The 25,866-nt window shown below is 65.2% G+C and carries 25 protein-coding genes; 12 read left to right on the forward strand and 13 right to left on the reverse strand.

The genetic code is table 11. The features are described from left to right. Window positions 1-26 precede the first annotated feature (26 nt). Complete coding sequence (locus ACN5KJ_RS05840; RefSeq protein WP_418592575.1) at window positions 27-671, reverse strand: sugar transferase; 645 nt, start codon at window positions 669-671, stop codon at window positions 27-29. Further along, window positions 668-1,522 (reverse strand): NAD-dependent epimerase/dehydratase family protein, encoded by an 855-nt coding sequence (locus tag ACN5KJ_RS05845; RefSeq protein WP_418592577.1) that lies wholly within the window; start codon window positions 1,520-1,522, stop codon window positions 668-670. The genes ACN5KJ_RS05840 and ACN5KJ_RS05845 overlap by 4 nt, the downstream gene beginning before the upstream one ends. Window positions 1,523-1,620: 98 nt before the next feature. On the opposite strand from ACN5KJ_RS05845, the gene ACN5KJ_RS05850 reads away from it, so the two are divergent. Next, a complete protein-coding gene (locus tag ACN5KJ_RS05850; protein WP_418592579.1) occupies window positions 1,621-2,742 on the forward strand; it encodes a polysaccharide biosynthesis/export family protein in 1,122 nt (373 codons plus the stop codon). Between the two features lie 327 nt (window positions 2,743-3,069). Here the strand turns inward: ACN5KJ_RS05850 and ACN5KJ_RS05855 are convergent, their stop codons facing one another. The 3 genes from ACN5KJ_RS05855 to ACN5KJ_RS05865 form a co-directional block, all read right to left on the reverse strand. Then, a complete protein-coding gene (locus ACN5KJ_RS05855) occupies window positions 3,070-3,495 on the reverse strand; it encodes a Smr/MutS family protein (RefSeq protein WP_418592581.1) in 426 nt (141 codons plus the stop codon). Between the two features lie 176 nt (window positions 3,496-3,671). After that, window positions 3,672-4,712: a murein transglycosylase A gene (locus tag ACN5KJ_RS05860; protein ID WP_418592583.1), complete on the reverse strand. Its 1,041-nt coding sequence runs from the start codon at window positions 4,710-4,712 to the stop codon at window positions 3,672-3,674. Next, window positions 4,709-5,368: a Tim44/TimA family putative adaptor protein gene (locus tag ACN5KJ_RS05865; protein ID WP_347166318.1), complete on the reverse strand. Its 660-nt coding sequence runs from the start codon at window positions 5,366-5,368 to the stop codon at window positions 4,709-4,711. The genes ACN5KJ_RS05860 and ACN5KJ_RS05865 overlap by 4 nt, the downstream gene beginning before the upstream one ends. Window positions 5,369-5,472: 104 nt before the next feature. Between ACN5KJ_RS05865 and ACN5KJ_RS05870 the strand changes: the two genes are divergently transcribed. Both ACN5KJ_RS05870 and secB read left to right on the forward strand, forming a co-directional pair. Next, window positions 5,473-5,979, forward strand: coding sequence for an FxsA family protein (locus ACN5KJ_RS05870; RefSeq protein WP_347166319.1), 507 nt, complete (start codon window positions 5,473-5,475; stop codon window positions 5,977-5,979). Between the two features lie 57 nt (window positions 5,980-6,036). Beyond that, window positions 6,037-6,540 (forward strand): protein-export chaperone SecB, encoded by a 504-nt coding sequence (gene secB / locus ACN5KJ_RS05875; RefSeq protein ID WP_347166320.1) that lies wholly within the window; start codon window positions 6,037-6,039, stop codon window positions 6,538-6,540. A 1-nt stretch (window position 6,541) separates the two neighbouring features. Here the strand turns inward: secB and dnaQ are convergent, their stop codons facing one another. Genes dnaQ through ACN5KJ_RS05895 form a run of 4 tightly spaced genes read right to left on the reverse strand, consistent with a single transcriptional unit; the run spans window position 6,542 to window position 9,249 of the window. Continuing rightward, window positions 6,542-7,231: a DNA polymerase III subunit epsilon gene (gene dnaQ / locus ACN5KJ_RS05880; RefSeq protein ID WP_418592586.1), complete on the reverse strand. Its 690-nt coding sequence runs from the start codon at window positions 7,229-7,231 to the stop codon at window positions 6,542-6,544. After that, entirely contained in the window at window positions 7,224-7,823 is a 600-nt protein-coding gene (coaE, locus tag ACN5KJ_RS05885; RefSeq protein ID WP_418592588.1) for a dephospho-CoA kinase, read from the reverse strand. The genes dnaQ and coaE overlap by 8 nt, the downstream gene beginning before the upstream one ends. Beyond that, window positions 7,820-8,653, reverse strand: a complete 834-nt coding sequence (locus ACN5KJ_RS05890) for a shikimate dehydrogenase (RefSeq protein WP_418592590.1) — start codon at window positions 8,651-8,653, stop codon at window positions 7,820-7,822. Before ACN5KJ_RS05890 ends, coaE begins: the two co-directional genes overlap by 4 nt. Further along, window positions 8,650-9,249, reverse strand: a complete 600-nt coding sequence (locus ACN5KJ_RS05895) for a Maf family protein (RefSeq protein WP_418592592.1) — start codon at window positions 9,247-9,249, stop codon at window positions 8,650-8,652. The genes ACN5KJ_RS05890 and ACN5KJ_RS05895 overlap by 4 nt, the downstream gene beginning before the upstream one ends. 530 nt (window positions 9,250-9,779) lie before the next feature. Here ACN5KJ_RS05895 and rho point away from each other — a divergent pair. From rho to ACN5KJ_RS05925, 6 genes are read left to right on the forward strand one after another with little or no spacing between them, the layout of a single operon-like run. Next, window positions 9,780-11,051, forward strand: a complete 1,272-nt coding sequence (gene rho, locus ACN5KJ_RS05900) for a transcription termination factor Rho (protein WP_347166324.1) — start codon at window positions 9,780-9,782, stop codon at window positions 11,049-11,051. Between the two features lie 7 nt (window positions 11,052-11,058). Continuing rightward, complete coding sequence (mnmE, locus tag ACN5KJ_RS05905; protein WP_418592594.1) at window positions 11,059-12,345, forward strand: tRNA uridine-5-carboxymethylaminomethyl(34) synthesis GTPase MnmE; 1,287 nt, start codon at window positions 11,059-11,061, stop codon at window positions 12,343-12,345. A 3-nt stretch (window positions 12,346-12,348) separates the two neighbouring features. Then, the gene (gene mnmG / locus ACN5KJ_RS05910; protein WP_418592596.1) at window positions 12,349-14,226 is read left to right on the forward strand and encodes a tRNA uridine-5-carboxymethylaminomethyl(34) synthesis enzyme MnmG; all 1,878 of its coding nucleotides are present in this window, start codon (window positions 12,349-12,351) and stop codon (window positions 14,224-14,226) included. Beyond that, the gene (gene rsmG, locus ACN5KJ_RS05915) at window positions 14,223-14,843 is read left to right on the forward strand and encodes a 16S rRNA (guanine(527)-N(7))-methyltransferase RsmG (RefSeq protein ID WP_418592597.1); all 621 of its coding nucleotides are present in this window, start codon (window positions 14,223-14,225) and stop codon (window positions 14,841-14,843) included. Before mnmG ends, rsmG begins: the two co-directional genes overlap by 4 nt. After that, a complete protein-coding gene (locus ACN5KJ_RS05920) occupies window positions 14,836-15,639 on the forward strand; it encodes a ParA family protein (protein ID WP_418592599.1) in 804 nt (267 codons plus the stop codon). Before rsmG ends, ACN5KJ_RS05920 begins: the two co-directional genes overlap by 8 nt. Window positions 15,640-15,656: 17 nt before the next feature. Beyond that, window positions 15,657-16,562, forward strand: coding sequence for a ParB/RepB/Spo0J family partition protein (locus tag ACN5KJ_RS05925; RefSeq protein ID WP_347166328.1), 906 nt, complete (start codon window positions 15,657-15,659; stop codon window positions 16,560-16,562). A 3-nt stretch (window positions 16,563-16,565) separates the two neighbouring features. Here ACN5KJ_RS05925 and hemW read toward each other — a convergent pair whose 3' ends face one another. Genes hemW through rph form a run of 3 tightly spaced genes read right to left on the reverse strand, consistent with a single transcriptional unit; the run spans window position 16,566 to window position 19,034 of the window. After that, window positions 16,566-17,750 (reverse strand): radical SAM family heme chaperone HemW, encoded by a 1,185-nt coding sequence (gene hemW, locus ACN5KJ_RS05930; RefSeq protein WP_418592601.1) that lies wholly within the window; start codon window positions 17,748-17,750, stop codon window positions 16,566-16,568. Continuing rightward, window positions 17,713-18,324, reverse strand: a complete 612-nt coding sequence (gene rdgB / locus ACN5KJ_RS05935) for an RdgB/HAM1 family non-canonical purine NTP pyrophosphatase (protein WP_347166330.1) — start codon at window positions 18,322-18,324, stop codon at window positions 17,713-17,715. Before rdgB ends, hemW begins: the two co-directional genes overlap by 38 nt. Continuing rightward, complete coding sequence (gene rph, locus ACN5KJ_RS05940) at window positions 18,321-19,034, reverse strand: ribonuclease PH (RefSeq protein WP_206562814.1); 714 nt, start codon at window positions 19,032-19,034, stop codon at window positions 18,321-18,323. Before rph ends, rdgB begins: the two co-directional genes overlap by 4 nt. 110 nt (window positions 19,035-19,144) lie before the next feature. Here rph and hrcA point away from each other — a divergent pair, with 110 nt between their 5' ends. Both hrcA and ACN5KJ_RS05950 read left to right on the forward strand, forming a co-directional pair. Then, window positions 19,145-20,215 (forward strand): heat-inducible transcriptional repressor HrcA, encoded by a 1,071-nt coding sequence (gene hrcA / locus ACN5KJ_RS05945; protein WP_418592603.1) that lies wholly within the window; start codon window positions 19,145-19,147, stop codon window positions 20,213-20,215. Window positions 20,216-20,218: 3 nt separating this feature from the next. Continuing rightward, complete coding sequence (locus tag ACN5KJ_RS05950) at window positions 20,219-20,782, forward strand: nucleotide exchange factor GrpE (protein WP_347166332.1); 564 nt, start codon at window positions 20,219-20,221, stop codon at window positions 20,780-20,782. A 49-nt stretch (window positions 20,783-20,831) separates the two neighbouring features. Here the strand turns inward: ACN5KJ_RS05950 and mutS are convergent, their stop codons facing one another. Then, window positions 20,832-23,462 carry a DNA mismatch repair protein MutS gene (mutS, locus tag ACN5KJ_RS05955; RefSeq protein ID WP_418592605.1) on the reverse strand — a complete coding sequence of 877 codons (2,631 nt, stop codon included), beginning with the start codon at window positions 23,460-23,462 and terminating at the stop codon, window positions 20,832-20,834. A gap of 143 nt (window positions 23,463-23,605) precedes the next feature. Between mutS and ACN5KJ_RS05960 the strand changes: the two genes are divergently transcribed. Continuing rightward, entirely contained in the window at window positions 23,606-25,861 is a 2,256-nt protein-coding gene (locus ACN5KJ_RS05960) for an NADP-dependent malic enzyme (protein ID WP_418592607.1), read from the forward strand. Window positions 25,862-25,866 lie beyond the last annotated feature (5 nt).

Genomic DNA, 25,866 nt, shown 5'->3' on the forward strand with positions numbered 1-25,866 from the left:
CGGGACCGCCCGCCAGGCGCGCCCGGTCATCTGTCCTTGTGTCCCCGCGTCTGCCGGTCATGCATGGATACCCGGCGAAAGACCGTCGCGAACATCAGCCGCATGTCCGTGCAGGGATTGCGCCGCCTGGCATAAAGCAGGTCCAGCCGGGCCTTGCGCGGAATGCAGCGGGCGCAATAGACCGCCTCTGTCTCTTCCGGCGTGGTCGTGCGGGCCAACAACCGCTCTTCGGTCCGGTGAAAGACCATGGATGCCATCCCGGTGATGCCCGGCCTGTCCTTCAGCACTTCGGCATAGAGGTCGGGATACATCTCGACATAGCGCCGCAGCGGCGCGCGGGGTCCGACAAAGCCAAGATCGCCCCGCAGCACGTTCCAAAGCTGCGGAAGCTCGTCCAGCCGCTTGGCGCGCAGCCACTTTCCGGTGGGCGTGATCCGCGCCGCCTTGTCCCCGCCAGAGACGCCGGAATCGGTCTCGACCACCGTCATGGTGCGGAACTTCCAAAGCTGGAAAGGCTTGCCCGGGGCGTGCATGCGTTCGGATTTATACAGGATCGGGCGCCCGTCCTCGCGCCAGACCCGAAACGCCACATAGACCAGAAGCGGCGCCAGAAGCACCGTCATTCCAATGGCATAGAGAAAGTCGAGAAGCCGCAAAAGGCCCCTCTTCATGGCCACAGCCCGGCTTGCCGCGCGCCGTCGATCAGGTGCCGCGGCTGGGCGCTCTGCGGGCCAAGGGGCAGGACGGCGGCCAGCCTGTCGGTGTTCAGCCAGACCTGGGGCAGGGCCGTCTCGGGCGCCTCTTGCCAGCGGATCGGAACCCCCGCCTCTGTCGCGATCGCATCCATCCCGGTCACCGCCGGGGCCGCCACGTTGTAAATCCGCGCCGGATCCGGTGCCTGCACAAGCGCCGCGATCACCCGCGCAAGATCGGCGGGGGCGATGTAGCTGCGGCGCGGGGCGGTTCCGTCCGGCAGGCGATGCAATGTCACGCTCTGGCCCGCCCGCATATTGCCGAAAAGCATGTCCGCCCCGGCGACATTGCCGATCCGCAGGATCACCGACCGCGGCCCGCCCTCGAAGGTCCTGTGCCAGTCGTCCACGGCATTCTCCATCCGCAGCTTGCTGGCGCCGTAAGGCGCCTGCGGATCGGGGTCATCCTCTTCGCCCAGCGGTCCTTCGCCTCGGCCGTAGACGGCGGCGGAAGAGAAATGCAGCACACGCTCTGCCCCGACCTCGCGGGCAAGATCCAGCGCCGCGCGGGCCAGCGCGATATTGCCGTCCATGTCCTCCCGCGTGCCAGAGGTCACCCCCCAGGCCGCGATCACCGCCCGCACCGGGCCGGTTGCGGGCAGGGGTCCACCGGGAACCCAGACCGGGATATCGGAGGAATTTCGCCGACGCGCCAGACCGGCAACCGTCATCCCCCCCGGCGGTGCAACGCGCCAGCAGGCCTGCAACGCACGCCCCAGCTTGCCTGTCGCGCCCAAAAGCAGCAGTGTCGGCTGCGTTCTGTCTGCCACGGTCCCGACCTCATTCCACTTCCCAACTCTTGCCAGAGTGTTTATCAGCGTAGACAACGACTAAAAAGACTGAAGCATACCGGACCCGGAGGGGCGGATTGGAACAAAGACGACGGACCGTACTGGCCCTTCTGGGCGCAGCCATCCTGTTGACCGCCTGCAGCCTGCCGCGCGGGGCCGCTTTGCAATCCGAAGTTGTAAATCAAAAGAACGCCGAGAGTCCCACCTTTCAGGTCGTTCCGGTAACGCGCGCGAATATTCCCGGTATCGAAAGCTGGCCCGCCACCGGATGGGACGGGGAATACCACTGGCCCGGCACCTCCGAGGGCAGCAGCTCTTCGGTGATCCGCACCGGCGACCGGCTGGACGTGACCATCTGGGACAGCTCGGAAAACTCGCTGATCACCAACCCCGGCCAGCGGTATACCGAGATCGCGGGCGTCGAGGTCGACGGCAACGGCTCCATCTTCCTGCCCTATGCCAACAAGGTCGGTGTCCGCGGGCTGACACCCGCAGGCGCGCGGGCGAAGATCCAGACCCGGCTGGAACCCATCGTGCCCGCCGCGCAGGTGCAGGTCAGCCTTCAGCAGGGCCGCGATCACACCGTCGACGTGGTGGGCGGGGTGACAAAGCCCGGCGCCTACCCGATGCCCTCGCGCAACTACAAGATCCTCAACGTGCTGGCGGACGCGGGTGGCATCCCTCAGGGGCTGCGCAACCCGCAGGTGCGCCTGATCCGGGGCTCTTCGACCTATGAGATTTCGTCGGATGTGCTGTTCCGCGACGGGTCGCGCAACGCGCTTCTGCATCCGCGCGATACCGTGGTGATCGAGGAGGACGACCGCAGCTTTACCGCGCTGGGGGCCTCGGGGGTCGAGGATCTCGTGTACTTTCCCAAGGATCGCGTGACCGCGCTGGAAGCCGTCTCGCTGATGGGCGGCATCAACGACAGCCGTGCCGATCCCAAGGGCGTTCTGGTCCTGCGCGAATACGCGGCCCGAGACATCCGTGCCGACGGGCGCGGCCCCGGGATGCAGCAGGTCGTCTTTACCTTCGACCTGACCAGCGCCGACGGCCTTTTTGCGGCGCGGCAGTTTCACGTCCAGCCCGGCGATACCGTGCTTGCCACCGAAAGCCCGGTGACGAACGCCCGGACGATCCTCGGGCTTATCGGCTCTGTCTTCGGGGTCAGCGCCCAGGCCGCCGCGGTGTCCAACTGACGGGGGCCGTGCCACGCCACGGCCCCTGCCCCGACGCCGCGTTGCCCCCTTCGGCGCCTGCCTGACCATGCCCGCCCACCGCCAGCCTTGAGGCCGCCGGTCTGCCACGCAGCTCCGCCATGTCCGGGTTCCGCGTCATCGCGCGAAACCATCGCTGGCTTTCCGTCGATGTGCTGCCGAGTTTTCGCTCCGGCCCCGGCCAGCCCCTCTTCCTTTCGGTCTGCGGCGGGGAAATCCGCCGGACCGACGCGCTTGGCCATGGACGGTGGTGCGGGATCAACAGGCTGCGCCCCACCGCCTTGGCGGCAGCGATGCTAGGCCGCCTGCTTACCGCCGCCGCCTGAGATAGACGTAATAGGCGCCGCCGCCGCCATGCTTGCGGTGCGCCTCCGTGACCTGAAGCACCGCCTGCGCAACCGGCGGCATCTTCAGCCACATCGGCACCTGCGTCTTCAGCACGCCGCGCCGCCGGGGCATCGGGTCATAGGGGTCTTCGCGCAGGCCCTTGCCGGTGATCACCAGCACCAGCCGCAAGCCCCGCGCCTGCGCCGTCAGGATGAACTGCGACAGCGCCGGGTGCGCCTGATCCAGCGTCATGCCGTGCAGGTCGATCCGGCCCTCGGGTTCCAGCCGCCCCCGCTTCATCCGCGTGAAGGCGCGGGCGTCCATATTGACGCCCTCGGTCTTCATGCGGTCCGAGGTGGTCTTGTGGAAATCGTGGGTCTCGGTCCGGGGCGCGGTTTTCTGCCCCATCCGGAACGGCGGCAACGGCGGAGGCAAAGCGGCCGGTTCGGGGGGACGAACCGGCCGGTCTGGCGTCTTCGGATCCGGGGCCGGAGCCTTTGGCTTGGGCCGCCCCGGCAAGGCCTCTGTCTGCCGCGCCACCCGATGCCAGAGATCCAGCTCGTCCGGCCGCAGTCGGCGGCGGCTCATTGCACCGCTTCCGGCAGCAGGGCATAGGCCCGTTGGATCGGCAGCAGCACCACCATGCGCCCGGGGTCCTTGACCTCTCCGGCCTCCGCCCCGGCCACCTCGCCGGTGCCAAAGAAGATATCCGCCCGCTGCGCGCCCTTGATGGCAGAGCCGGTGTCCTGCGCGATCATCAGCCGGTTCAGGGGGCTGTCGCCCTGCTTCTCGATCCAGACCGGGGCGCCCAGCGGCGTATAGGCCGGATCGACCGCGATCGACCGCATCGCGGTGATCGACCGGTTCATGGCCCCCAGGGGACCGCGATCCGCCGGAACCTCGCTCACCTCGCGAAAGAAGACATATGAGGCGTTGTGGTACAGCAGTTCCTCTCCGATCAGCGGATTGCGCCGCACCCAGCTGCGGATCACCCGGGCGGAAACCTGATGCGCCTCGTAGATGCCGCGCCGCACCATTTCCTTGCCGATCGACCGATAGGGATGCCCGTTGAAACCGCCATAGCCGACGCGGATCGTGCGCCCGTCGGGAAAGCGCACGCGCCCGGACCCCTGGATTTGCAGGAAGAACAGCTCCACCGGGTCATCAACCCATGCGATTTCCAGCCCCCGGCCCTGCATCACGCCCGAGGTCAGGATCTCGCGCCGGGTAAACCAGGGCCGGGTCTCGGCGGCTTCTGGCGGCATGGCGTAGATCGGGTAACGGTAGGTTTCCGTCTCGTAGGGCGACCCGCGCAGCTCCGGCTCGAAGTAGCCGGTGAACAGCGCATCCGCGCCGTCGGTGATCATCACCGGGCGGAACAGCAGTTCGAAGAACCCCTTCGCATCCCGCGTGTCCTCGGCAAAACCGCAAAGCGAGCGCCAGTCGGGATCGTCAAAGTCGCGGCAGGTGTTGCGAAACACCTCAAGCGCCGCAGCATGGTCATCCTCGGCCCATCCGGTCAGGTCCTCGAAATCGAGAACCGCGTAGACCGGCCCGCTCTCTGCATCAGAGCGGCCGGTCATGGCGGCAAGACCAAGGACAAGCGCAAGGATCAGTCGTGTCATTCGTCCGTGGCGACAAGCTGCCAGTTCGGATCAGAGGCGCCCATGGTGCGGGCATAGGTCCAGACGTCCTTCTGGCGCTTCACCGCCGTGGCAGAGCCTTCGACCACCTCGCCCTCGGCGTTCTTCACCACAGAGGTCAGTTCGGCCACGTAGCGCACGGTGATCTCGGCAAGGCCCGAGGTCTCGTCATAGCTGGCGTCGGAAAGGGTCAGTTCCCGCACGCCGATGAAGGTCGCCTCGATGGTCAGCCCCTGCTCTTCCCGCTGGGCGACGACCTCTGCGAAGGTCTCGTAGACGTCTTCGGCCAGGAAGGGTTTCAAATCCTCCACCTTGCCGTTCTCGAAGCCCATCAGGATCATCTCGTAGGCGCCCCGCGCGCCCGAGAGGAATTCAGAGACCGAAAAGCTCGGCTCGACCTTCTTCATCGCGGCCAGCGCGTCGGCGGCATCGCTGCCTTCGGGGACATGGTCGACGATGTCGCGATCCGGTCCACCCTCGATCACTTCGAACCCGGCGCGGTTGCCGCGGGTTTCGGACGGGGCCGGCGCCGGGGGTTTCTCGAACCCCTCCCGCGTGCCGAGAACGCTGCGCAGGCGCAGTACGAGAAAAATGGCAATTCCGGCGAGGACAAGCAGCTGGAGAATGGGGGAGTTCATCGTCACCTCTTGGCGGCGTACATGGAAACTTTGGTGTTGCCTTCCTATGTAGGTGAGGCACCGGGGCGAGTCCACCGGCGCCGCCCGACTTGGAGGACAGACACATGTGGCTTTTCGTAGCCTTCCTGATGGTTCCGCTGATCGAAATCGCCCTGTTCATTCAGGTCGGCGGTCTGATCGGCCTCTGGCCGACGCTGGGCGTGGTCATCGTGACCGCGATCCTCGGCACCTGGATGGTCCGGGCACAGGGCCGTCTGGCGATGAACGACCTGCGGCAAAGCTTCAACCGGCTGGAAGATCCCGGTGAGCCGCTGGCGCATGGCGCGATGATCCTCTTGTCGGGCGCGCTGCTGCTGACGCCGGGCTTTTTCACCGATACCGTGGGCTTTGCCCTACTGATCCCGGCGGTGCGCGTCGCCATGTTCAAATGGCTGAAATCGCGGGTCACCGTGGCCTCGTTCCAGATGGGCGCGGATCCGCGCCACGACCCGCGTCACGGGCAGCACGACCCGCGCCACGATCCCCGGCCCGACGTGATCGAAGGCGAGTTCACCGAGGTCCGCCGCGAGAAGAAACCCAATCACCCCGGCTCTGGCTGGACCAGGCATTGAGCGCGCTGGCGCAGCCTGCTATGCGATGAGCCAAGTTGTACACGGGAGGCCAGAACAATGGCAGAAACGAACGGAGCGGACACGGCGCAGCAGCCGCAAGCGCCGAAGATGAACGTCCTCGCACAATTCATTCGCGATCTTTCCTTCGAGAATATTCTCTCGACCAAGGGTGTCAGCGGCGAGGTGACGCCCGACGTTCAGGTTCAGGTGAACCTCGACGCCAAGAAGCGCCCCACCGACAACCAGTACGAAGTCGTGATGAAGCTGAAGGTCGAGTCCAAGGCCAAGGACAGCGGCGCGCATCTCTTCGTGCTCGAGCTGGAATATGCCGGCGTCTTCCACATCGAGAACGTCCCGGAAGAGCAGCTGCACCCCTTCCTGCTGATCGAATGCCCGCGGATGCTGTTCCCCTTCGTGCGCCGCATCGTGTCCGACGTGTCGCGCGACGGTGGTTTCCCGCCGCTGAACCTGGAAACGATCGACTTCCTTGCGCTGTATCGCAACGAACTGCAGCGCCGTCAGGCCGCGCAGAAAAGCGAAACGCCGGTGGCGCAGGCCTAAATCAGGTCTTCGTCCAAAGGGCCTCGGGTCCAAGCTTGGCGACAAAGGCGGCGTGAGCCGCCTTTTCCGTTTCCGACAGGCGCGACGGCAGCGGCGTGGGCCGGGGTTTCGGCCGCCAGTCGCTGTCGGACTCGCCGTTCGCGGATTTCGTCTGCACCGGCGTCAGAACAAGGTCGGGCTGCTTGCCGCCGATCAGTTCAAGGTAGACCTCGGCAAGGATCTCGCTGTCCAGAAGCGCGCCGTGCAGGGTCCGCGACGAGTTGTCGATGCCGAAGCGTCGGCACAGCGCATCCAGCGAGGCAGGCGAACCCGGAAACCGGCGCCGCGCGATGTCCAGCGTATCGATGGCACAATCGGCGGCCAGCAGCGGACGCTTGGCCCACCGCAGTTCGGCGTTCAGGAATTTCACGTCGAAGGCGGCGTTGTGGATCACCAGCTTCGAGTCACCGATGAAGGCGCGGAACTCGTCGACGATCTTCGCGAAGACCGGCTTGTCGCGCAGGAAATCGTCGCCCAGCCCGTGCACCGCGAAGGCCTCTGCCGGCATGGCGCGTTCCGGGTTGATGTACTGGTGGTAGGTCTTGCCGGTCGGCATGTGGTTGTACAGCTCGACCGCGCCGATTTCGACGATGCGGTCGCCCTGCTCGGGCTCGAAGCCCGTGGTCTCGGTATCGAGAACGATCTCACGCATGATCTTCCCCCAGTCTGGCCCGGATGTCCCTCAGGACGTTCTGCACCTGTCGGCGCGCACTCTCAAGCGTATCGGTCTCGATGACGTAGGTGGCGCGGCGGCATTTCTCGGCATTGGGCATCTGGCGCGAAAGAATGGTCTCCAGATCCTCTGCCGTCATGGTCCCACGGGCCAGCACCCGCTCGCGCTGCACTTCTGGCGCGACGCTGACGCAGGCGGTCGCGTCCATCTCGGCATCGCCGCCGGTCTCGAACAGCAGCGGAATGTCGAAGACCGTCACGTCGCTGGTCGCGGCGGCGGCAAAGGTCTCGCGGTCCTGCCGGGCCAGCGGATGCACGATGGCCTCGATCCGCGCCAGCGCGGTCTTGTCCGACGCGATCACCGACCGCAGCCGGTCGCGCGACACCGCGCCCGCGTCAATCGCCGCGGGAAAGGCCCGGGCCAGCGGTTCGACCGCCGCCCCGCCCTTTGCATACAGGCGGTGTACAGCCGCATCCGCATCCCAGACGGCACAGCCCTCTGCCGCGAACATCTGCGCGGTTGTCGACTTGCCCATGCCGATAGAGCCGGTCAGGCCAAGGCGAAAGCTCATCCGAGGATGGCCTTGCGCGTGGCCTCGTCGACCTCGGGACGGGTGCCGAACCAGCGCTCAAACCCGGGTACGGCCTGATGCAACAGCATGCCCAGGCCGTCGACGGTCCGGGCGCCCTGCTCTTTCGCCTCGCGCAGCAGCCGGGTTTCCAGCGGCGTGTAAACAAGGTCCGTGACCAGCATGCCCGGGCCGATGGCATCCAGCGGCACGCGAAGCTCGGGCTTGCCCGTCATGCCCAGAGAGGTGGTATTGACCACGGTGGCGCAGCCCTCGACGATATTGCCCGCCTGCACCCAGTCATAGACCTGCACCTTGTTGCCGAAATCCTCGCGCAGCTTCTCGGCGCGCGGACGGGTGCGGTTGGTCAGCCGGATCTCGGGCACGCCCACGTCGAGCAGCGAGGCAACGATAGCCCGCGCCGCGCCGCCTGCCCCGAAGACCGTTGCAGGCCCGGCCTCGGGCTGCCAGTCCGGCGCCGACTGGCGCAGGTTCTCGACAAAGCCGTAGCCATCGGTGTTGTCCGCATGGATCAACCCGTCCTTGCGGAAGATCAGCGTGTTCGCGGCGCCGATCAGCGTCGCGCGGTCGGACACCTGGTCGGCGATCTCCATCACCTTTTCCTTGTAGGGAATGGTGACGTTCAGCCCGACGAAACCCAGTTCGGGCAAAAGACGCAGGGTCTCTTCCAGCCGCTCGGCGGGGACCTCCATCGGGATATAATGGCCCGGCATGCCGTATTTGCGCAGCCAGTGGCGAAACAGGCGCGGCGAACGGGAATGCGCGATCGGGGAACCGATGACGGCGGCCAGCGGGATACGGGAGAGGGTCATGCGGGTATGCTGCCTCGTATCGAGAGAAAGTTCAGAAGTTCCAGAAGCGGAAGGCCGAGGATGGTGAAATGGTCGCCTTCGATGCGCGCGAACAGCCGGACACCTTCGGATTCGAGCTTGTAGCCCCCAACCGAGGCACCGACATCGGGCCAGTTCCGGTCCAGGTATTGGGTCAGGTAGTCGTCGGACACCGCACGCATGGTCAGGCGCGCGGTCCCGACATGGCGCCAGATCGCCCGGCCCTCGTGGTAAAGCACCGCGGCGGACAGCAGCCGATGGGTCTGCCCGCGCAGCATCTCGACCTGGGCACGGGCCTCTTCGCGGCTTTCCGGCTTGGAAATCACCCGGCGGTCGAACTCCAGCACCTGATCGCAACCAAGGACAAGCGCCTCGGGACACTTCCGGGCCACCTTCTGCGCCTTGGCCTCGGCCAGAGCGTCGGCAATGTCGCGAGGATTCGCGCCCTCATGCATCAGCGACGCCTTTATCGCCTCTTCATCGACCCGTGGCGATTCGATCTGAATGGCCAGACCGGCCTTTCGAAGCAGTTCCGCCCGCGTCGAAGAGCCGGAAGCGAGGACAAGGTCGAGATTCATGGGGACAACTTCGGGGACAGGTTTGTGTGGCACTGTGCGATGGTTCTGAGGAAAAACCCAAGCGGTTGCAAGGCTGGGGGCGGTTTCCGCGGTTTTCAGCCGGTTTCCCGAAGCTGTGGACCTGTGGGAGAGGATAACTCGCCAACCATGGAACATCGCCCCTGACGCCCTGTTGCGCCCAGGGTTATCCACAGGTCAATGATCCGGTGAATGCCGATATAAGTCCCTGCCCTAAAATCGAAATTTTTTACATGTTCTTCGAAGTCCAGAAATGTTGCACAAGGTTTTCCCCAGCCCTGTTCCCTGTGGGCGACTGCAAGGACATATCAATGATCCACAGGAAATCGCCGCACAACACACTTCAAAATCCTTTCATCTTTTCTATTTATTCAGTGTTCCAAGGCTTCCGGCATTCAGCGTTGACTTGCATGGTCCCGGTGGTCTAGCACCCTTCGCAGCTTCGGTCCCGAAGCGGTCTTCCCCTATTCATAGAAAAGCAGAGCCTCCTGCCGGTTCTGACAGAGTGTCCAATGAGTGAAGAAAAGCTGAACCTCGCCGATCTGAAGGCGCAGTCTCCGAAGGATCTTCTGGCCATGGCCGAAGAACTGGAGATCGAGAACGCCTCGACCATGCGCAAGGGCGAGATGATGTTCCAGATCCTGCGCGAGCGGGCGGACGACGGCTGGCAGATCTTCGGCGACGGGGTGCTGGAGGTGCTACAGGACGGTTTTGGCTTCCTGCGCTCGCCCGAGGCCAACTACCTGCCGGGCCCGGACGATATCTATGTCTCGCCCGACATGATCCGGAAGCACTCACTGCGGACCGGGGACAGCATAGAGGGCGAGATCCGCGCACCGGACAACGACGAGCGCTATTTCGCCCTGGTGGCCGTGTCGAAGATCAACTTCGAGGATCCCGAGCGCGCGCGCCACAAGATCGCCTTCGACAACCTGACGCCGCTGTACCCCGACGAGCGCCTGAAGATGGAGATCGAGGATCCTACCATCAAGGACCGCTCTGCGCGGATCATCGACCTGGTCGCACCCATCGGCAAAGGCCAGCGCTCGCTGATCGTGGCGCCGCCGCGCACCGGTAAGACGGTGCTCTTGCAGAACATCGCCAACTCGATCGAGAAGAACCACCCCGAGTGCTACCTGATCGTCCTGCTGATCGACGAACGCCCGGAAGAAGTCACCGACATGCAGCGTTCGGTGAAGGGCGAGGTCGTGTCCTCGACCTTCGACGAACCGGCACAGCGGCACGTGGCCGTGTCCGAGATGGTCATCGAGAAGGCCAAGAGGCTTGTGGAACACAAGCGAGATGTAGTCATCCTTTTGGACTCCATCACAAGACTTGGTAGAGCCTTCAACACTGTGGTGCCCTCCTCCGGCAAGGTTCTGACCGGCGGTGTCGACGCGAATGCCCTGCAGCGGCCCAAGCGCTTCTTCGGCGCCGCGCGCAACATCGAGGAAGGCGGCTCGCTGACGATCATTGCGACGGCGCTGATCGACACGGGCTCGCGCATGGACGAGGTGATCTTCGAAGAATTCAAGGGCACCGGCAACTCCGAGATCGTGCTGGACCGGAAGGTGGCAGACAAGCGGGTCTTCCCGGCGCTGGACATCCTCAAGTCGGGCACCCGGAAAGAGGATCTGCTGGTCGACAAGACGGATCTGCAAAAGACCTTTGTCCTGCGTCGTATCCTGAACCCGATGGGCACGACGGACGCGGTCGAATTCCTGATCTCGAAGCTGAAGCAGACCAAGACGAATTCGGAATTCTTCGACTCCATGAACAGCTGAGGCTGCTATGGACACCATCTACGCGCTTGCAAGCGCACCGGGCCGGGCGGGCGTTTCCATCGTGCGCCTCTCTGGCCCGAATGCCTGGGCGGTCGTCGACGGGATGGCCGCGCCCCTGCCCCGACCGCGGCAGGCCGCTTTGCGTGTTCTTCGCGACCAGGACGGTGCCTTTCTCGATCAGGCCCTTGTCCTGATTTTCGAAGAAGGCGGCAGCTTTACCGGCGAACGGGTTGCGGAATTTCACCTGCATGGCAGCATCGCGGTTCAGCGGGCTGTGCTGCGGGCGATCGGCGCCTTTCCGGGACTGCGCCTGGCGGAGCCCGGCGAGTTCACCCGGCGGGCGCTGGAAACCGGCAGCATGGATCTGACACAGGTCGAGGGCCTGTCCGACCTGATCGATGCCGAGACAGAGGTTCAAAGGCAGCAAGCCCTGAAAGTTCTGTCCGGCGATCTGGGTGCACGGGTGCATGACTGGCGGCGCAGCCTTGTGCGGGCGGCCTCGCTTCTCGAAGCGACCATCGACTTTGCCGACGAAGATGTGCCCGTGGATGTATCCGACGAGGTGCGCGATCTTGTGACCTCTGTCCTGACCGAGGTGAAGACAGAACTGGCCGGGTTGACCGTCGCCGAGCGAATTCGCACCGGTTTCGAGGTTGCCATCGTCGGCCCACCGAACGCCGGCAAGTCAACCTTGCTGAACCACCTTGCCGGGCGCGAGGCGGCCATCACGTCAGAGATTGCCGGGACGACTCGGGACGTGCTCGAAGTTCGGATGGATATCAACGGGTTGCCGGTTGTGGTTCTGGATACCGCCGGGCTGCGCGATACAACGGATACGGTAGAGGCCATCGGCGTGGCCCGCGCCCGGGCGCGGGCCGACGACGCGGACCTGAGGGTTCATCTGGTTCCGCCCGGCGAGGCACCCATGATCGCGGTCCGGCCCGGGGATCTGGTTTTGACCGCGAAACAGGACCACCCTGTCGACGGGATCAACGGCATCTCCGGCCAGACCGGGCATGGTGTCGAGGCCCTGCAACGGCATATTCAAGAGACACTTGCAGAACGTGTCCAGCGGGTCAGCCTTTCGTCGCGAGAACGCCACCGGATCATGCTGGAAGACGGCGGATCTCTTCTTGCCGACGCCTTGGACCTTTTGCAGGACGGTCCCGACCTGTATGATGTGGTCAGCGAGAACGTGCGAGTCGCGGCCCGTCGAATGGAGAGCCTTCTTGGCTACGTCGATGTGGAACACTTGCTGGACGAGATCTTCGCCAATTTTTGTGTCGGCAAGTAAGGAGTGTTTCACGTGAAACATTGCGACTTCGATGTGATCGTCGTGGGCGGCGGACATGCCGGAACAGAGGCGGCCGCCGCTGCCGCCCGCATGGGAGTACGGACCGCCTTGGTGACGCTCCGCGCCTCGGACCTTGGCGTGATGTCGTGTAATCCGGCGATTGGCGGGCTTGGCAAAGGCCACCTTGTTCGCGAGATCGACGCGCTGGACGGGATCATGGGGCGCGTGGCGGATGCGGCCGGGATCCAGTTCCGCCTCTTGAACCGCCGCAAGGGTCCAGCTGTGCAAGGTCCCCGCGCGCAAGCGGATCGTGCCCTTTACGCGCAGGCGATGCAGAAGACCCTCGCGGATATCGACGGATTGCAGGTGGTTGTCGGCGAGGTCATCGACTTCTCTCTGCAGGCCGACCGCGTCACCGGGATCGTCTTGGCGGATGGCACGACCCTCTCTTCCAGGACGGTTGTCTTGACCAGCGGCACCTTCCTGAATGGTGTCATCCACATCGGCGACCAGAAGACGCCGGGCGGTCGCATGGGCGACAAACCGTCCAACCGTCTGGCGGATCGCATGCGCGCGCTGGATCTGCCCACCGGTCGTCTGAAAACGGGCACCCCGCCCCGGCTGGACGGCAAGACGATTGACTGGGCCCGGCTGGACATGCAGCCCGGGGACGACGATCCCGTGATGTTCAGTTTTATGAATAAACGCCCCGTCGCGCGTCAGGTGTCCTGCGGCATCACACATACGTCAGTTCAAACCCATGAAATCATTCGCGAAAATCTGAACCGCTCCGCCATGTACGGCGGGCATATCGACGGCGTCGGGCCGCGCTACTGCCCCTCGATCGAGGATAAAGTGGTACGCTTCGCGGAGAAGGATTCGCATCAGGTCTTCCTGGAACCCGAAAGCCTCTCCAATTCCACGATCTATCCCAACGGGATTTCCACCTCCCTGCCCCAAGAGGTTCAGGAAGCCTATGTTCGGACCATCGTCGGGCTGGAGCAGGCCGAGATCCTGCAGCCGGGCTATGCCATCGAATACGATTATGTCGACCCCAGAGCTTTGCAATCGACGCTCGCGCTGCGGGCCATGAAAGGCCTCTATCTCGCCGGCCAGATCAATGGTACGACCGGCTACGAAGAGGCTGCGGCCCAGGGATTGATCGCGGGTCTGAATGCCGCTTGTGAAAGCCTCGATCGACAACCGTTCGTGATGCGGCGATCCGACGGCTATATCGGTGTCATGCTCGACGACCTTACGACCCGTGGTGTGACCGAACCCTACCGGATGTTCACCAGCCGCGCTGAATTCCGTCTGAGCCTGCGGGCAGACAATGCCGATCAGCGGCTGACACCTCTTGGCGCGGAGCTGGGCTGTGTTTCCGAGACACGAAAGCAACATTTCAACGAAAAGATGGACCGGCTGGAACGCGGCCGTGCTGCCCTGCAGGCGCACAGCGTATCTTCCTCCGAATTGCGCGCTCTTGGTGTTTCAGTCAACGCGGATGGGACAAGACGCACGGCCTATCAGGCCCTGTCCTTGAAGGACGTCGGTTTCGAGCAGATCAGAGGTCTCAGTGCGGCGTTTGCCGAGATTGACGAAGTGACGGGTGCGCAGATCGAGAAGGAAGCGCTTTACGCGAATTATATCGATCGCCAGTCGCGGGACGTGGAATCCCTGCGCCGCGACGAAAACCTTCGGATTCCTGCCGATTTTGACTACGATTCGCTGTCGAGTCTGTCGACAGAGCTGAAAGGAAAGCTGAAGGCCACCCGCCCCGAGTCTCTTGCCCAGGCGGCGCGGGTGGATGGCATGACGCCCGCGGCCCTGACCCTTGTGCTGGCGAAGCTTCGGCAGCGTGATCGGAGCAAGAGCGCGTGACTCCAGTTCTCGAAGAGGCGTTCCCCAATGTTTCACGTGAAACACGCGAACGCCTGGCCCTTTACGATTCGCTTCTGAAAAAGTGGAACCCGGTGATCAACCTGGTGTCCCCGAGCACGCTCACAGCAGCGGTTGACCGCCATTTTCGCGACTCAGCGCAGGTCTATGGCCTCGCTGATCTGGATTGGCGCCGCTGGACAGACCTGGGGTCCGGGGGCGGCTTCCCGGGCCTGGTCGTTGCGATCCTTGCCGCAGGCGCCGGGCACCCGGGGCGCGTGACGCTTGTGGAGTCCGATCAACGCAAGGCAACCTTCCTGAGAACCGTGGCTCGTGAAACCGGCGTGCCCGTCGAGGTTCAGGCCAGCCGGATCGAGGCCCTTCCGCCGCAGGCCAGCGATGTGATCTCTGCCCGGGCCCTGGCGCCCCTGCCCGCTTTGTTCCGCCTTGCGCATCCGCACCTGGCCGGGAACGCGACGGCCCTGTTTCACAAGGGTGCGGGTTGGAAAAAGGAGCTGGATGACGCGCGCGCAGAATGGCGTTTTGATGCCAAATCGCATACAAGCGAGACAAGCCCCGAAGCCGTCGTTTTGGAAGTGAGAGAGCTTTCCCATGTCTGATCCCACCCGGCCCGCCGGTCCCAAAATCATCGCCATCGCGAACCAGAAAGGCGGCGTGGGCAAGACCACCACGACGATCAATCTGGGCGCGGCCCTGTGCGAAATGGGGCACAGGGTGCTCGTCGTCGATCTGGATCCGCAGGGCAATGCCTCCACCGGGCTTGGTGTCGATGATCGCCCCTATACCACCTATGACCTGCTGCTCGACGATGTCGATCTGTCTCAGGTGATCCTGCCGACGGGGACGGAAAACCTGTCGCTGATTCCGGCGACCGTGGATCTCAGCTCTGCGGATATCGAATTGTTTTCAAACGAAAAACGCAGCTTTCTGCTGCACGACTCCCTGCGTCAGAAAGGCATCGACGCGTTCCGGTTCGACGTCATCCTCATCGATTGCCCGCCCTCTCTCAACCTTCTGACGGTCAATGCGATGGTGGCCGCCCACTCTGTCCTGGTGCCCCTGCAAAGCGAATTCTTTGCCCTTGAAGGGCTGTCACAACTGATGCTGACGATCCGCGAGGTGCGGCAAAGCGCCAACCCGGATCTGCGGATCGAAGGCGTTGTTATGACGATGTACGACGCCCGCAACAACCTGTCCCAGCAGGTCGAAGCCGATGCCCGGGCCAATCTTGGGGATCTCGTGTTCCGAACCGTGATCCCGCGCAATGTCCGGGTGTCCGAGGCGCCGTCCTACGCCTTGCCGGTGCTGGCCTATGACGGTGCGTCGAAGGGCGCGGCGGCCTATCGGGCGCTGGCGCAGGAATTGCTCGCAAAAAACGAAAAACGCGCGGCCTGAGTCGCGAAGGAGAGAACATGGCGGAACGCAAGGAACAACGTCGGGGATTGGGGCGCGGGCTGTCCGCACTGATGGCGGATGTCGCGCCGGTCGAGCAGGAAAGCCAGACTGATGCGCCCCGGCGGCCGGATCGTGTGCTTCCGGTAGAGCTGATCTCGCCGAACCCGGACCAGCCCCGGCGCACGTTCACGCAGTCGCAGCTGGATGATCTGGCCAATTCCATCCGGACCAAGGGCGTTATCCAGCCGCTGATCGTCCGCACCGATCCGGCCCAGCCCGACCGTTTCCAGATCGTTGCGGGGGAACGGCGCTGGCGCGCGGCCCAGATGGCGCAATTGCACGAGGTTCCCGTCCTCGTGCGTGACCTCGACGACACTGAGGTTCTTGAAATTGCGATCATCGAGAACATCCAGCGCGCGGATCTGAACCCGATCGAAGAGGCCGCCGGCTATCGGCAGCTGATGTTCAAATTCGGTCACACGCAGGAAAAGCTGGCGGAAGCGCTCGGCAAAAGCCGGAGCCATATTGCCAACCTGCTGCGTCTTCTGAACCTGCCGGAAACGGTGCAGGAAATGGTCACCGCCGGAGAGCTGAGCGCCGGCCATGCCCGCACGCTGGTCACCGCGCGCGACCCGGAAAGCCTGGCCCAGACCATCGTCAGCAAGGGCCTGTCGGTCCGCGAGGCAGAGCGTCTGGCAAAGGGCGGCGAAGCCCCGGCCCCGCGCCGGCAGCCCGATCCGGCCAGCTACAGCTTTGACAAGGACGCCGATACCAAGGCGCTGGAGGCCGATCTATCGGCGGCTCTCGGCATGAAAGTGCAGATCGATCACAAGCCGGGGCAGGAAAAAGGGCGGGTGAGTATTGCCTACGACACGCTCGAGCAGCTCGATGTGCTGTGTAGCATTCTCAGCCGCCCGTCCTGAGGATCAGGGCAAAAGCTCGGAAATCACCGCATTCAGGACCATGCGCCCCTTTGGCGTGGTCCTGATCCCCTGATCCGCCTGCGTTAGCAGGCCAAGATCGACCAGATCCCGCAGCTTGTCTTCAGGGGCCGCAGCGGGATCCAGTCTGCGCAAACGCACCAAATCCAGTGGTTCAGAGATTCTAAGCCCCATCATAAGGTATTCTGCGGCCATATCCGCCGCGGATAGGGTTTCGCGGGACTCTTCCCCGCTTCCGGCCTCGGCGGCGGCGATCCATCGGCCCGGGGCCATATGCGCGACGCGCCCCTGACGGAGGCCGCCAATGGACAGGCGCCCGTGCGCCCCGGGGCCAACGCCGACCCAGTCACCCTGCCGCCAGTAAATCAGGTTGTGCCGCGATTCAGCACCGGGCCTTGCATGGTTCGAGACCTCGTAGGCGGCCATCCCGGCCTCGCCACACAGGTCCTGCGTCAGCTCGTACATGTCGGCGGCTAGATCGTCGCCGGGCAGGCCGCGCAGGCGCCCCACCTGCGCCCGGTCCCAGAAGGCGGTGCCGGGTTCGATGGTCAGCTGGTACAGCGACAGATGGTCGGCGGCCATCTCCAGCGCCTCGCGCAGCTCGCTCCGCCAGTCGTCCAGCCCCTGCCCCTGCCGTGCATAGATCAGATCAAAGCTGACGCGGTCGAATTCCGTCCGGGCCACCTCCACCGCCTTGCGGGCCTCTGCGACGTCGTGCAGGCGGCCCAGCCGCCGCAGGTCGTCCTCGCGCAGCGACTGGACCCCAAGGGACACCCGGTTCACCCCGGCCTCGCGAAAGCCGCGGAACTTCGCCGCCTCGACCGACCGGGGGTTGGCCTCCAGCGTGATCTCGATGTCGTTGGAAAAGGTCCAGGCCGTGCGCGCCGCCTCGATCACGGCGGCCACGGTTTCCGGCGCCATCAACGAGGGTGTCCCGCCGCCGAAGAAGATCGAGGTCAGCACCCGGCCCGGCGTTTCCTCTGCGGCCCGCCGGACTTCGGCGGCAAGGGCGCGCGCCCAGCGGGACTGGTCAATCTCGCGCGTGACATGCGAGTTGAAGTCGCAATAGGGGCATTTGGCCTCGCAAAAGGGCCAATGCACGTACAGGCCAAAGCCCCCGATTTGCCAGGTTTCAGGCAAAGCAGCCCGCCACGAATTTGCGGAAGGCATCCGCGCGATGGCTGATGCGGTTCTTTTCCCAGCGATCCATCTCGCCGAAGGTCACGTCGTAGCCCTGGGGCTGGAAGATCGGGTCGTAGCCGTGGCCCTGATCGCCGCGCATGGGCCAGACCACCTGCCCTTCCATCACGCCCGGAAAGACCTCGTCGTGGCCGTCGGGCCATGCCAGCACCAGCGTACAGCAGAACCGCGCCGTCCAGGGCTGCGGTGCGCCGCTTTGCACCAGCTTGTCGTGCGACTTGGTCATGGCCATCACGAAGTCCCGGCCATTGGGCGTTTCCGCCCAATCCGCCGTGTAGACGCCCGGCGCCTTGTCCAGCGCGTCGATCTCGATGCCGGAATCGTCCGACAGCGCGGGAAGGCCGGTGGCCCGGGCCGCCGCATGGGCCTTGGTCCGGGCGTTCTCGACAAAGGTGGTGCCGTCTTCGACCGGCTCGGGCAGGTTCATCTCTGCCGCGCCCACCACCGAAACCCCGTAGGGTTTCAGCAGGTCGGCGATCTCTTCCAGCTTGCCCTTGTTGTGGGTGGCGACCAGAAGCCGGTCGCCCTGAAACCGCCGTGTCATGCGGTCGCCGCCAGCTGTGCCTGAACCAGCTCCTGCACGCCCTTCTCGGCCAGATCCATCAGCTGGCCCATCTGGTCGCGGCTGAAGACAGAGCCCTCGGCGCTCATCTGCACCTCGATCAGGGACCCGTCACCGCGCAGGATGAAGTTGCCGTCGACGCCCGCCTCGCTGTCCTCGGGGTAGTCGAGGTCCAGCACCGGCTGCCCGGCATAGATGCCGCAGCTGACCGCCGCGACCGGAGAGATCAGCGGATCGGTCACGATGTCACGCGCCTTCAGCAGCTTGTTCACCGCCAGCCGCAGGGCCACCCAGCCGCCGGTGATCGCGGCGCAGCGGGTGCCGCCATCGGCCTGGATCACGTCGCAGTCGACGGTGATCTGGCGTTCGCCAAGCGCATTGCGGTCGACACCGGCGCGCAGCGCGCGGCCGATCAGGCGCTGGATCTCCACCGTGCGCCCGCCCTGCTTGCCCGATGCGGCCTCGCGCCGCATCCGCGACGAGGTCGAACGCGGCAGCATGCCGTATTCCGCCGTCACCCAGCCCTGGCCAGAGCCCTTGATAAACGGGGGAACCCGCTCTTCCAGAGAGGCGGTGCACAGCACATGGGTGTCGCCCATCTTGATCAGGCACGACCCTTCGGCGTGCTTGGTCACGTTGGTCTCGATTGAAACCGCGCGCATTTCGCTTAAATCTCGTCCTGACGGCCGCATGTCATGTCCTTCCTTGAGCTAACTCGGGATAATCCCGGCCCTGCCCCCGGTGCAACCCCGATTGACGCGGCCCATGACCCGTCTTTAATGACAGCAAGACGAGGCGAGCGATGAAAGAAAGAGCGGAAATCCTGTCCCAGATGAACGACCGTTCGCGCGAGGTGTTTCGCCGCGTGGTCGAGGGCTATCTGGAAAACGGCGAGCCGGTGGGCTCGCGGACCCTGACGCGCAGCCTGTCGGAAAAGGTCTCTGCCGCGACCATCCGCAATGTCATGCAGGACCTCGAATTCCTTGGCCTGCTCGACAGCCCGCATGTCTCCGCCGGGCGTGTGCCGACGCATCTGGGCCTGCGCATGTTCGTCGACAGCCTGCTGGAAGTGCGCGACCTCGATGACGAGGATCGGGTCAAGCTGGACGCCACCGCCGGGACCAATCTGGGCGACGTGGGCGGGCTGCTGGATCAGGTCGGCTCTGCCCTGTCGGGGGTCACGCAGGGCGCGTCGCTGGTGCTGACGCCGAAACACGAGGCGCCGCTGAAGCATATCGAGTTCGTCAGCCTTGCGCAGGACCGCGCGCTGGTGGTGATCGTCTTTGCCGACGGCCATGTGGAAAACCGCGTCTTCACGCCGCCGCCCGGGCAGACGCCGTCCTCGATGCGCGAGGCGGCGAATTTCGTGAACGCCCTGCTGGAGGGCCGGACCCTGTCGGACCTGCGCCGGGTCATGGCCTCGGAAATTGCCCGCCGCCGTCAGGAGCTGGACACGCTGGCCGCCGACCTGATCGACGCGGGCATCGCCGTCTGGGACCAGCCGGGCCACAGCACCGAACGGCTGATCGTGCGGGGCCGGGCGAATCTGCTGGGCGACGAATCCGCCGAGGAAGAGCTGGACCGCATCCGCAGCCTGTTTGACGACCTCGAGCGCAAGCGCGATATCGCCGAGTTTCTGGAACTGACCGACGAGGGCGAAGGGGTCCGCATTTTTATCGGGTCCGAGAACAAACTTTTCTCACTTTCGGGTTCCTCTTTGGTGGTCTCTCCATATATGAACGCGGACCGAAAGATCATCGGCGCGGTTGGGGTCATCGGACCCACGCGCCTCAACTACGGGCGCATCGTTCCCATCGTGGATTACACGGCCCAACTGGTCGGACGCCTGCTGTCCGGGCAGAGTCAGAGGTGAAGCATGGCAGACGCGAACAAAGACGATTTTCTGGATGACATCGACACGGCAGAGGCCGAGGAATCGGCGGGTCTGACGGAAGAGATCGACGAAGAGGCGCTGGAACTGGATACGCTCCGGGCCGAGCGCGACGATTACAAGGACCGCTTCATGCGGGCGCTGGCCGATGCCGAAAACGCGCGCAAGCGGGCCGACAAGGACCGCCGCGAGGCGCAGGCCTATGGCGGCAGCCGCATTGCGCGGGATCTGCTGCCGGTCTACGACAACCTCAACCGCGCGCTGGTGGCCGCGAAAGAGGATGAAAGCGGCGCCTCGGCGGCGCTGGTCGAGGGCGTGGAACTGACGCTGAAAGAGCTGCTGAAGGTCTTTGACCGCCACGGCGTCACCCGCATTGCCCCCGAGGTCGGCGACCGCTTCGACCCGAAAGAGCACGAGGCCATGTTCGAGGCCCCGGTGCCGGGCACCAAGGCGGGCGAGATCATCCAGGTCTCTGCCGAAGGCTTCCTGCTGTATGACCGCCTGCTGCGCCCCGCGCAGGTCGGCGTCAGCTCGATGCCCGCCAGCTAAGCCGGGCCAGATCGCACAGAACCGAAAGCCGGGCTGACGCCCGGCTTTTTCATTTCAGAAGACCCTTCAGCGCGTAAAGCGCGTCCATCGCCTCGCGCGGGGTCATCTCGTCCGGCTGCAACTGCGCCAGACGCTCTTCGACTTCGGATGTTTCACGGGAAACGCTCTTCGGCGCCTCGCGCTGCGACGCCGCGCTGAACAGCGGCAGCTCGTCGATCAGCGCCATGGGCGAGGCGCTGTCGCGTTCGCCCTTTTCCAGCGCCTCCAGCACGTCCCGCGCGCGCGCGATCACCGGCTTGGGCAGACCCGCCAGCTGCGCCACCTGCACGCCGTAGGACCGGTCCGCCGCGCCCTCGCGCACCTCGTGCAGGAAGATCACCTCGCCCTCCCATTCCTTGACGGCGACGGTGGCGTTCTTCACGCCCTTCAGCCTGCCCGCCAGCACGGTCATCTCGTGGTAATGCGTCGCGAAGAGCCCGCGCACGCGGTTGACCTCGTGCAGATGTTCCAGCGTGGCCCAGGCGATCGACAGTCCGTCATAGGTCGCCGTGCCGCGCCCGATCTCGTCGAGGATCACCAGCGCCCGTGCATCGGCCTGATTGAGGATCGCCGCCGTTTCGACCATCTCGACCATGAAGGTCGAGCGCCCGCGCGCCAGATCGTCCGAGGCGCCGACGCGGCTGAAGATCTGGCTGACGATGCCGATATGCGCGGCGCGCGCCGGGACAAAGGAGCCCATCTGCGCCAGCAGCGCGATCAGCGCGTTCTGCCGCAGGTAGGTCGACTTACCGGCCATGTTGGGACCGGTCAGCAGGGTCACGGCGGCGGCCTCGCCCTCGGCGCTCAGCCCGCAATCATTGGCGATGAAGGGTGTGCCGCTGGCCTGAAGCGCGGCCTCGACCACCGGGTGGCGCCCGGCGTCGATGGCAAAGGCGCGGCTGTCGTCCACCTGCGGCGCGCACCAGTCACGCTGCCGCGCCAGTTCGGCAAGGCCCAGCGTCAGGTCGAATTCCGACAGCGCCAGCGCCAGCGTCGACAGTGCGGGCGCCTGTTCGAGGATCGCGGCCTTCAGCACCTCGTACAGCCGCTTTTCGATCTCCAGCGCCTCGTTCCCGGCATTCAGGATCCGCGTTTCCAGATCCGACAGTTCCACCGTCGTGAACCGCACCTGGTTGGCGGTGGTCTGGCGGTGGATGAAGCGTTCGGACAGGGCGTGCATCTTCTCGGCATGGGTGGCTGTGACCTCGATGAAGTAGCCCAGCACGTTGTTGTGCTTGATCTTCAGCGAGCCAATGCCCGTCTCGGCGCTGTATTCACCTTGCATACGAGCGATGACGCCCCTGCCCTCGTCCCGCAGCGTGCGCGCCTGATCCAGCGCCGCGTCGTAGCCCGGCGCGACAAAGCCGCCGTCGCGCACCATCAGGGGCGGCTCGGCGATCAGGGCGGCGTCCAGCAGGCCCAGCAGGTCGTCGAAACCGGCCAGTTCCGCCTTGCTGCGCTCCAGCAGCGGCGGCAGGCTTTCACCGGTCAGCCGGTCGGACAGCGCCTCTGCCTGCGCCAGCGCGTTGCGCACGGCGGCAAGGTCGCGGGGGCCGCCCCGGTCCAGCCCCAGCCGCGACAGCGCGCGGTCGACGTCGGGCACGCGGCGCAGCGCGTCGCGTAGCCCGTCAGAGCCGGAGGATTCCACGCCCCATTGCACCGCCTCCAGCCGCTCGCGGATGACGGCCAACTCGCGCGAGGGCGAGGACACCCGCCGCTCCAGCAGGCGGGCGCCACCGGCGGTCACGGTGCGGTCGATCACCGACAGCAAAGACCCGGCCCGCCCGCCCTGAAGGCTGGCGGTCAGTTCCAGGTTGCGCCGGGTCGCCGCGTCGATCTGCATCAGGCGCGAAACCGCTTCCGAGCGCGGCGGCTGCAACAGAGGCAGCCGCCCCTTCTGCGTGATGTGCAGGTAATCCACCAGCGCACCCATGGCCGACAGATCGGCCCGCCCGAAATCGCCGAAGGCCGTCAGCTCCTGCACGCCGAACAGCCCGCAAAGCCGCCCTTCCGCCGCGCCGGAATCGAAAGAGGCGGCGCCCAGGACGGTGGCCTCCAGCCCCAGATCTTCCAGCACCTCGCGCAGCGCCTCTTCGATCTTCTCCGACAGCAGCAGTTCCGACGGCGCCAGACGCGCCAGTTCCGCGCCGATGCGGGCGCGCGACAGCGGCATGACGTGGAAGGCCCCGGTCGAGATGTCGCACCAGGCCAGCGCGAAATCGTCGCGCACCGCGCCCAGGGCGGCAAGGTAGTTGTGCCGCCGCGCCTCCAGCAGCGAATCCTCGGTCAGCGTGCCGGGCGTCACCAGCCGCACCACGTCGCGCTTCACCACCGACTTCGAGCCGCGCTTCTTCGCCTCTTCGGGGCTTTCCAGCTGCTCGCCCACGGCGACGCGAAAGCCCTTGCGGATCAGCGTCAGCAAGTACCCCTCGGCCGCGTGCACCGGCACGCCGCACATGGGAATGTCGTCGCCGTCGTGCTTGCCGCGCTTGGTCAGCGCGATGTCCAGCGCTTCGGATGCGGCCACGGCGTCGTCGAAGAACATCTCGTAGAAATCGCCCATGCGGTAGAACAGCAGGGCGTCCGGATACTGTGCCTTGATCTCGAGATATTGCGCCATCATCGGCGTCACGGTTGTCATGCAGTCCCCCGTCGCGAATTGGCGCGACCCTACAAATGCGGCGCCCGGCCCGAAAGCCGAAAAACCCCTGCAACCCCGGATTCAGTTGTACCCGAAGACCCCTTGGGCTAAGGCAAAATCCGCCGCGACGAAGAGGAGAGAGCATGGCCAAGGTAAAGCTGACACGCGAAGAGGCGCTGGCCTTTCACCTTGAACCGACCCCGGGCAAGTGGGAGGTGCAGGCCACCGTTCCCATGACCACGCAACGGGATCTGAGCCTTGCCTATTCTCCCGGCGTCGCCGTCCCCTGCGAGGACATCGCCGAGAACCCCGAGCTGGCCTATGACTACACCAACAAGGGCAACCTCGTTGCCGTGATCTCGAACGGCACGGCGGTGCTGGGTCTTGGCAACCTCGGCGCGCTCGGCGGCAAGCCGGTGATGGAGGGCAAGGCGGTGCTGTTCAAGCGCTTCGCCGATGTGAACTCGATCGATATCGAGCTGGACACCGAGGACCCCGAGGAATTCATCAAGGCGGTAAAGTTGATGGGGCCGACCTTCGGCGGCATCAACCTTGAAGACATCAAGGCGCCGGAATGCTTCATCATCGAGCAGGCGCTCAAGGAGCAGATGGACATCCCCGTCTTCCACGACGACCAGCACGGCACGGCGGTGATCTGCGCGGCGGGGCTGATCAACGCGCTGCACCTGTCGGATAAGAAGATCGAGGACGTGAAGATCGTCCTGAACGGCGCCGGCGCGGCGGGGATCGCCTGCCTGGAACTGCTGAAGTCCATGGGCGCGCGGCACGAAAACTGCATCATGTGCGACACCAAGGGCGTGATCTACCAGGGCCGCACCGAGGGCATGAACCAGTGGAAATCGGCCCATGCGGTCGCCACCGATCTGCGCACGCTGGAAGAGGCGATGAAGGGCGCGGACGTCTTCCTTGGCGTCTCGGCCAAGGGCGCGGTCACGCAGGACATGGTGGCCAGCATGGCCGACAACCCGGTGATCTTCGCCATGGCCAACCCCGACCCGGAAATCACGCCCGAAGAGGCGCATGAGGTCCGCGTCGACGCCATTGTCGCCACCGGGCGCTCGGACTACCCGAACCAGGTCAACAACGTGCTGGGCTTCCCCTATCTCTTCCGGGGTGCGCTGGACATCCACGCCCGCGCCATCAACGACGAGATGAAGATCGCCTGCGCGCAGGCGCTGGCCGATCTGGCGCGCGAGGACGTACCGGACGAGGTGGCGCTGGCCTATGGCAAATCGCTGAGCTTCGGGCGCGATTACATCATCCCCACGCCCTTCGACCCGCGCCTGATCCACCGCATCCCGCCCGCCGTGGCGCGCGCGGGCATGGCGACCGGCGCCGCGCGCCGTCCCATCGTGGACATGGACAGCTATGAGCTGGGGCTGAAGTCGCGGATGGATCCGACCGCCTCGATCCTGCGGTCGATCAACAGTCGCGCCCGGGCCGCGCAGGCCCGGATTATCTTCGCCGAGGGCGACGACCCCCGCGTGCTGCGGGCGGCGGTGACCTACCAGCGGTCCGGTTTCGGCAAGGCGCTGGTCGTGGGCCGCGAAAGCGACGTGAAGGCCAAGCTGGAGGCCGCGGGCCTTGGCGATGCGGTGCGCGAGCTCGAGGTGGTGAACGCCGCCAATTCGCGCCACTTCGACACCTACAAGGACTTCCTTTACACCCGGCTTCAGCGCAAGGGCATGGACCGGCAGGACATCCACCGCCTTGCGGCGCGCGACCGCCATGTCTTCGCCGCGCTGATGCTGGCGCATGGCCATGGCGACGGGTTGATCACCGGCGCCACGCGCAAGTCGGCCCATGCGATGGAGCTGATCAACCACGTCTTCGACGCCGATGCGAAACACGGCGCGGCGGGGATCACGGCACTGCTGCACAAGGGGCGGATCGTGCTGATTGCCGATACGCTGGTGCATGAATGGCCGGACGAGAACGACCTTGCCAATATCGCGGAAAGCGCCGCGGGCGTGGCCCGGCACCTGGGGCTGGAGCCGCGCGTCGCCTTCGTGTCCTTCTCGACCTTCGGCTACCCGGTGTCCGAGCGGGCCGAGAAGATGCACCTCGCGCCCCGCGTGCTGGACCGGCGCGGCGTCTCCTTCGAATACGAGGGCGAGATGACCGTGGACGTGGCCCTGAACACCCGCGCGCAGGAAAGCTATCCCTTCCAGCGCCTGTCCGGCCCGGCGAACATCCTCGTGGTTCCGGCGCGGCACTCGGCCTCGATCTCGGTCAAGCTGATGCAGGAGATGGCGGGCGCCACGGTGATCGGACCGATCCTTGCGGGCATCGACAAGTCGATCCAGATATGTTCGACCAACTCGACCGCGAACGACATCCTGAACATGGCCGTTCTTGCCGCCTGCAAGGTCGGCTGAACTGT

It is taken from the genome of Ponticoccus sp. (in: a-proteobacteria) (assembly GCF_048381735.1).

Excerpts from the sequence above, each read along its gene's own strand:
- ACN5KJ_RS05855 (WP_418592581.1), bottom strand. The coding sequence starts at position 3,495 with ATGGGGCAGAAAACCGCGCCCCGGACCGAGACCCACGATTTCCACAAG.
- ACN5KJ_RS05865 (WP_347166318.1), bottom strand. The coding sequence starts at position 5,368 with ATGAACTCCCCCATTCTCCAGCTGCTTGTCCTCGCCGGAATTGCCATT.
- rho (WP_347166324.1), top strand. The coding sequence starts at position 9,780 with ATGAGTGAAGAAAAGCTGAACCTCGCCGATCTGAAGGCGCAGTCTCCG.
- ACN5KJ_RS05920 (WP_418592599.1), top strand. The coding sequence starts at position 14,836 with ATGTCTGATCCCACCCGGCCCGCCGGTCCCAAAATCATCGCCATCGCG.
- ACN5KJ_RS05860 (WP_418592583.1), bottom strand. The coding sequence starts at position 4,712 with ATGACACGACTGATCCTTGCGCTTGTCCTTGGTCTTGCCGCCATGACC.
- ACN5KJ_RS05840 (WP_418592575.1), bottom strand. The coding sequence starts at position 671 with ATGAAGAGGGGCCTTTTGCGGCTTCTCGACTTTCTCTATGCCATTGGA.
- ACN5KJ_RS05960 (WP_418592607.1), top strand. The coding sequence starts at position 23,606 with ATGGCCAAGGTAAAGCTGACACGCGAAGAGGCGCTGGCCTTTCACCTT.
- ACN5KJ_RS05925 (WP_347166328.1), top strand. The coding sequence starts at position 15,657 with ATGGCGGAACGCAAGGAACAACGTCGGGGATTGGGGCGCGGGCTGTCC.
- ACN5KJ_RS05950 (WP_347166332.1), top strand. The coding sequence starts at position 20,219 with ATGGCAGACGCGAACAAAGACGATTTTCTGGATGACATCGACACGGCA.
- rdgB (WP_347166330.1), bottom strand. The coding sequence starts at position 18,324 with ATGACACGGCGGTTTCAGGGCGACCGGCTTCTGGTCGCCACCCACAAC.
- mnmE (WP_418592594.1), top strand. The coding sequence starts at position 11,059 with ATGGACACCATCTACGCGCTTGCAAGCGCACCGGGCCGGGCGGGCGTT.
- dnaQ (WP_418592586.1), bottom strand. The coding sequence starts at position 7,231 with ATGCGTGAGATCGTTCTCGATACCGAGACCACGGGCTTCGAGCCCGAG.
- hrcA (WP_418592603.1), top strand. The coding sequence starts at position 19,145 with ATGAAAGAAAGAGCGGAAATCCTGTCCCAGATGAACGACCGTTCGCGC.
- ACN5KJ_RS05870 (WP_347166319.1), top strand. The coding sequence starts at position 5,473 with ATGTGGCTTTTCGTAGCCTTCCTGATGGTTCCGCTGATCGAAATCGCC.
- ACN5KJ_RS05890 (WP_418592590.1), bottom strand. The coding sequence starts at position 8,653 with ATGACCCTCTCCCGTATCCCGCTGGCCGCCGTCATCGGTTCCCCGATC.
- secB (WP_347166320.1), top strand. The coding sequence starts at position 6,037 with ATGGCAGAAACGAACGGAGCGGACACGGCGCAGCAGCCGCAAGCGCCG.
- ACN5KJ_RS05895 (WP_418592592.1), bottom strand. The coding sequence starts at position 9,249 with ATGAATCTCGACCTTGTCCTCGCTTCCGGCTCTTCGACGCGGGCGGAA.
- coaE (WP_418592588.1), bottom strand. The coding sequence starts at position 7,823 with ATGAGCTTTCGCCTTGGCCTGACCGGCTCTATCGGCATGGGCAAGTCG.
- hemW (WP_418592601.1), bottom strand. The coding sequence starts at position 17,750 with ATGCCTTCCGCAAATTCGTGGCGGGCTGCTTTGCCTGAAACCTGGCAA.
- rph (WP_206562814.1), bottom strand. The coding sequence starts at position 19,034 with ATGCGGCCGTCAGGACGAGATTTAAGCGAAATGCGCGCGGTTTCAATC.
- mutS (WP_418592605.1), bottom strand. The coding sequence starts at position 23,462 with ATGACAACCGTGACGCCGATGATGGCGCAATATCTCGAGATCAAGGCA.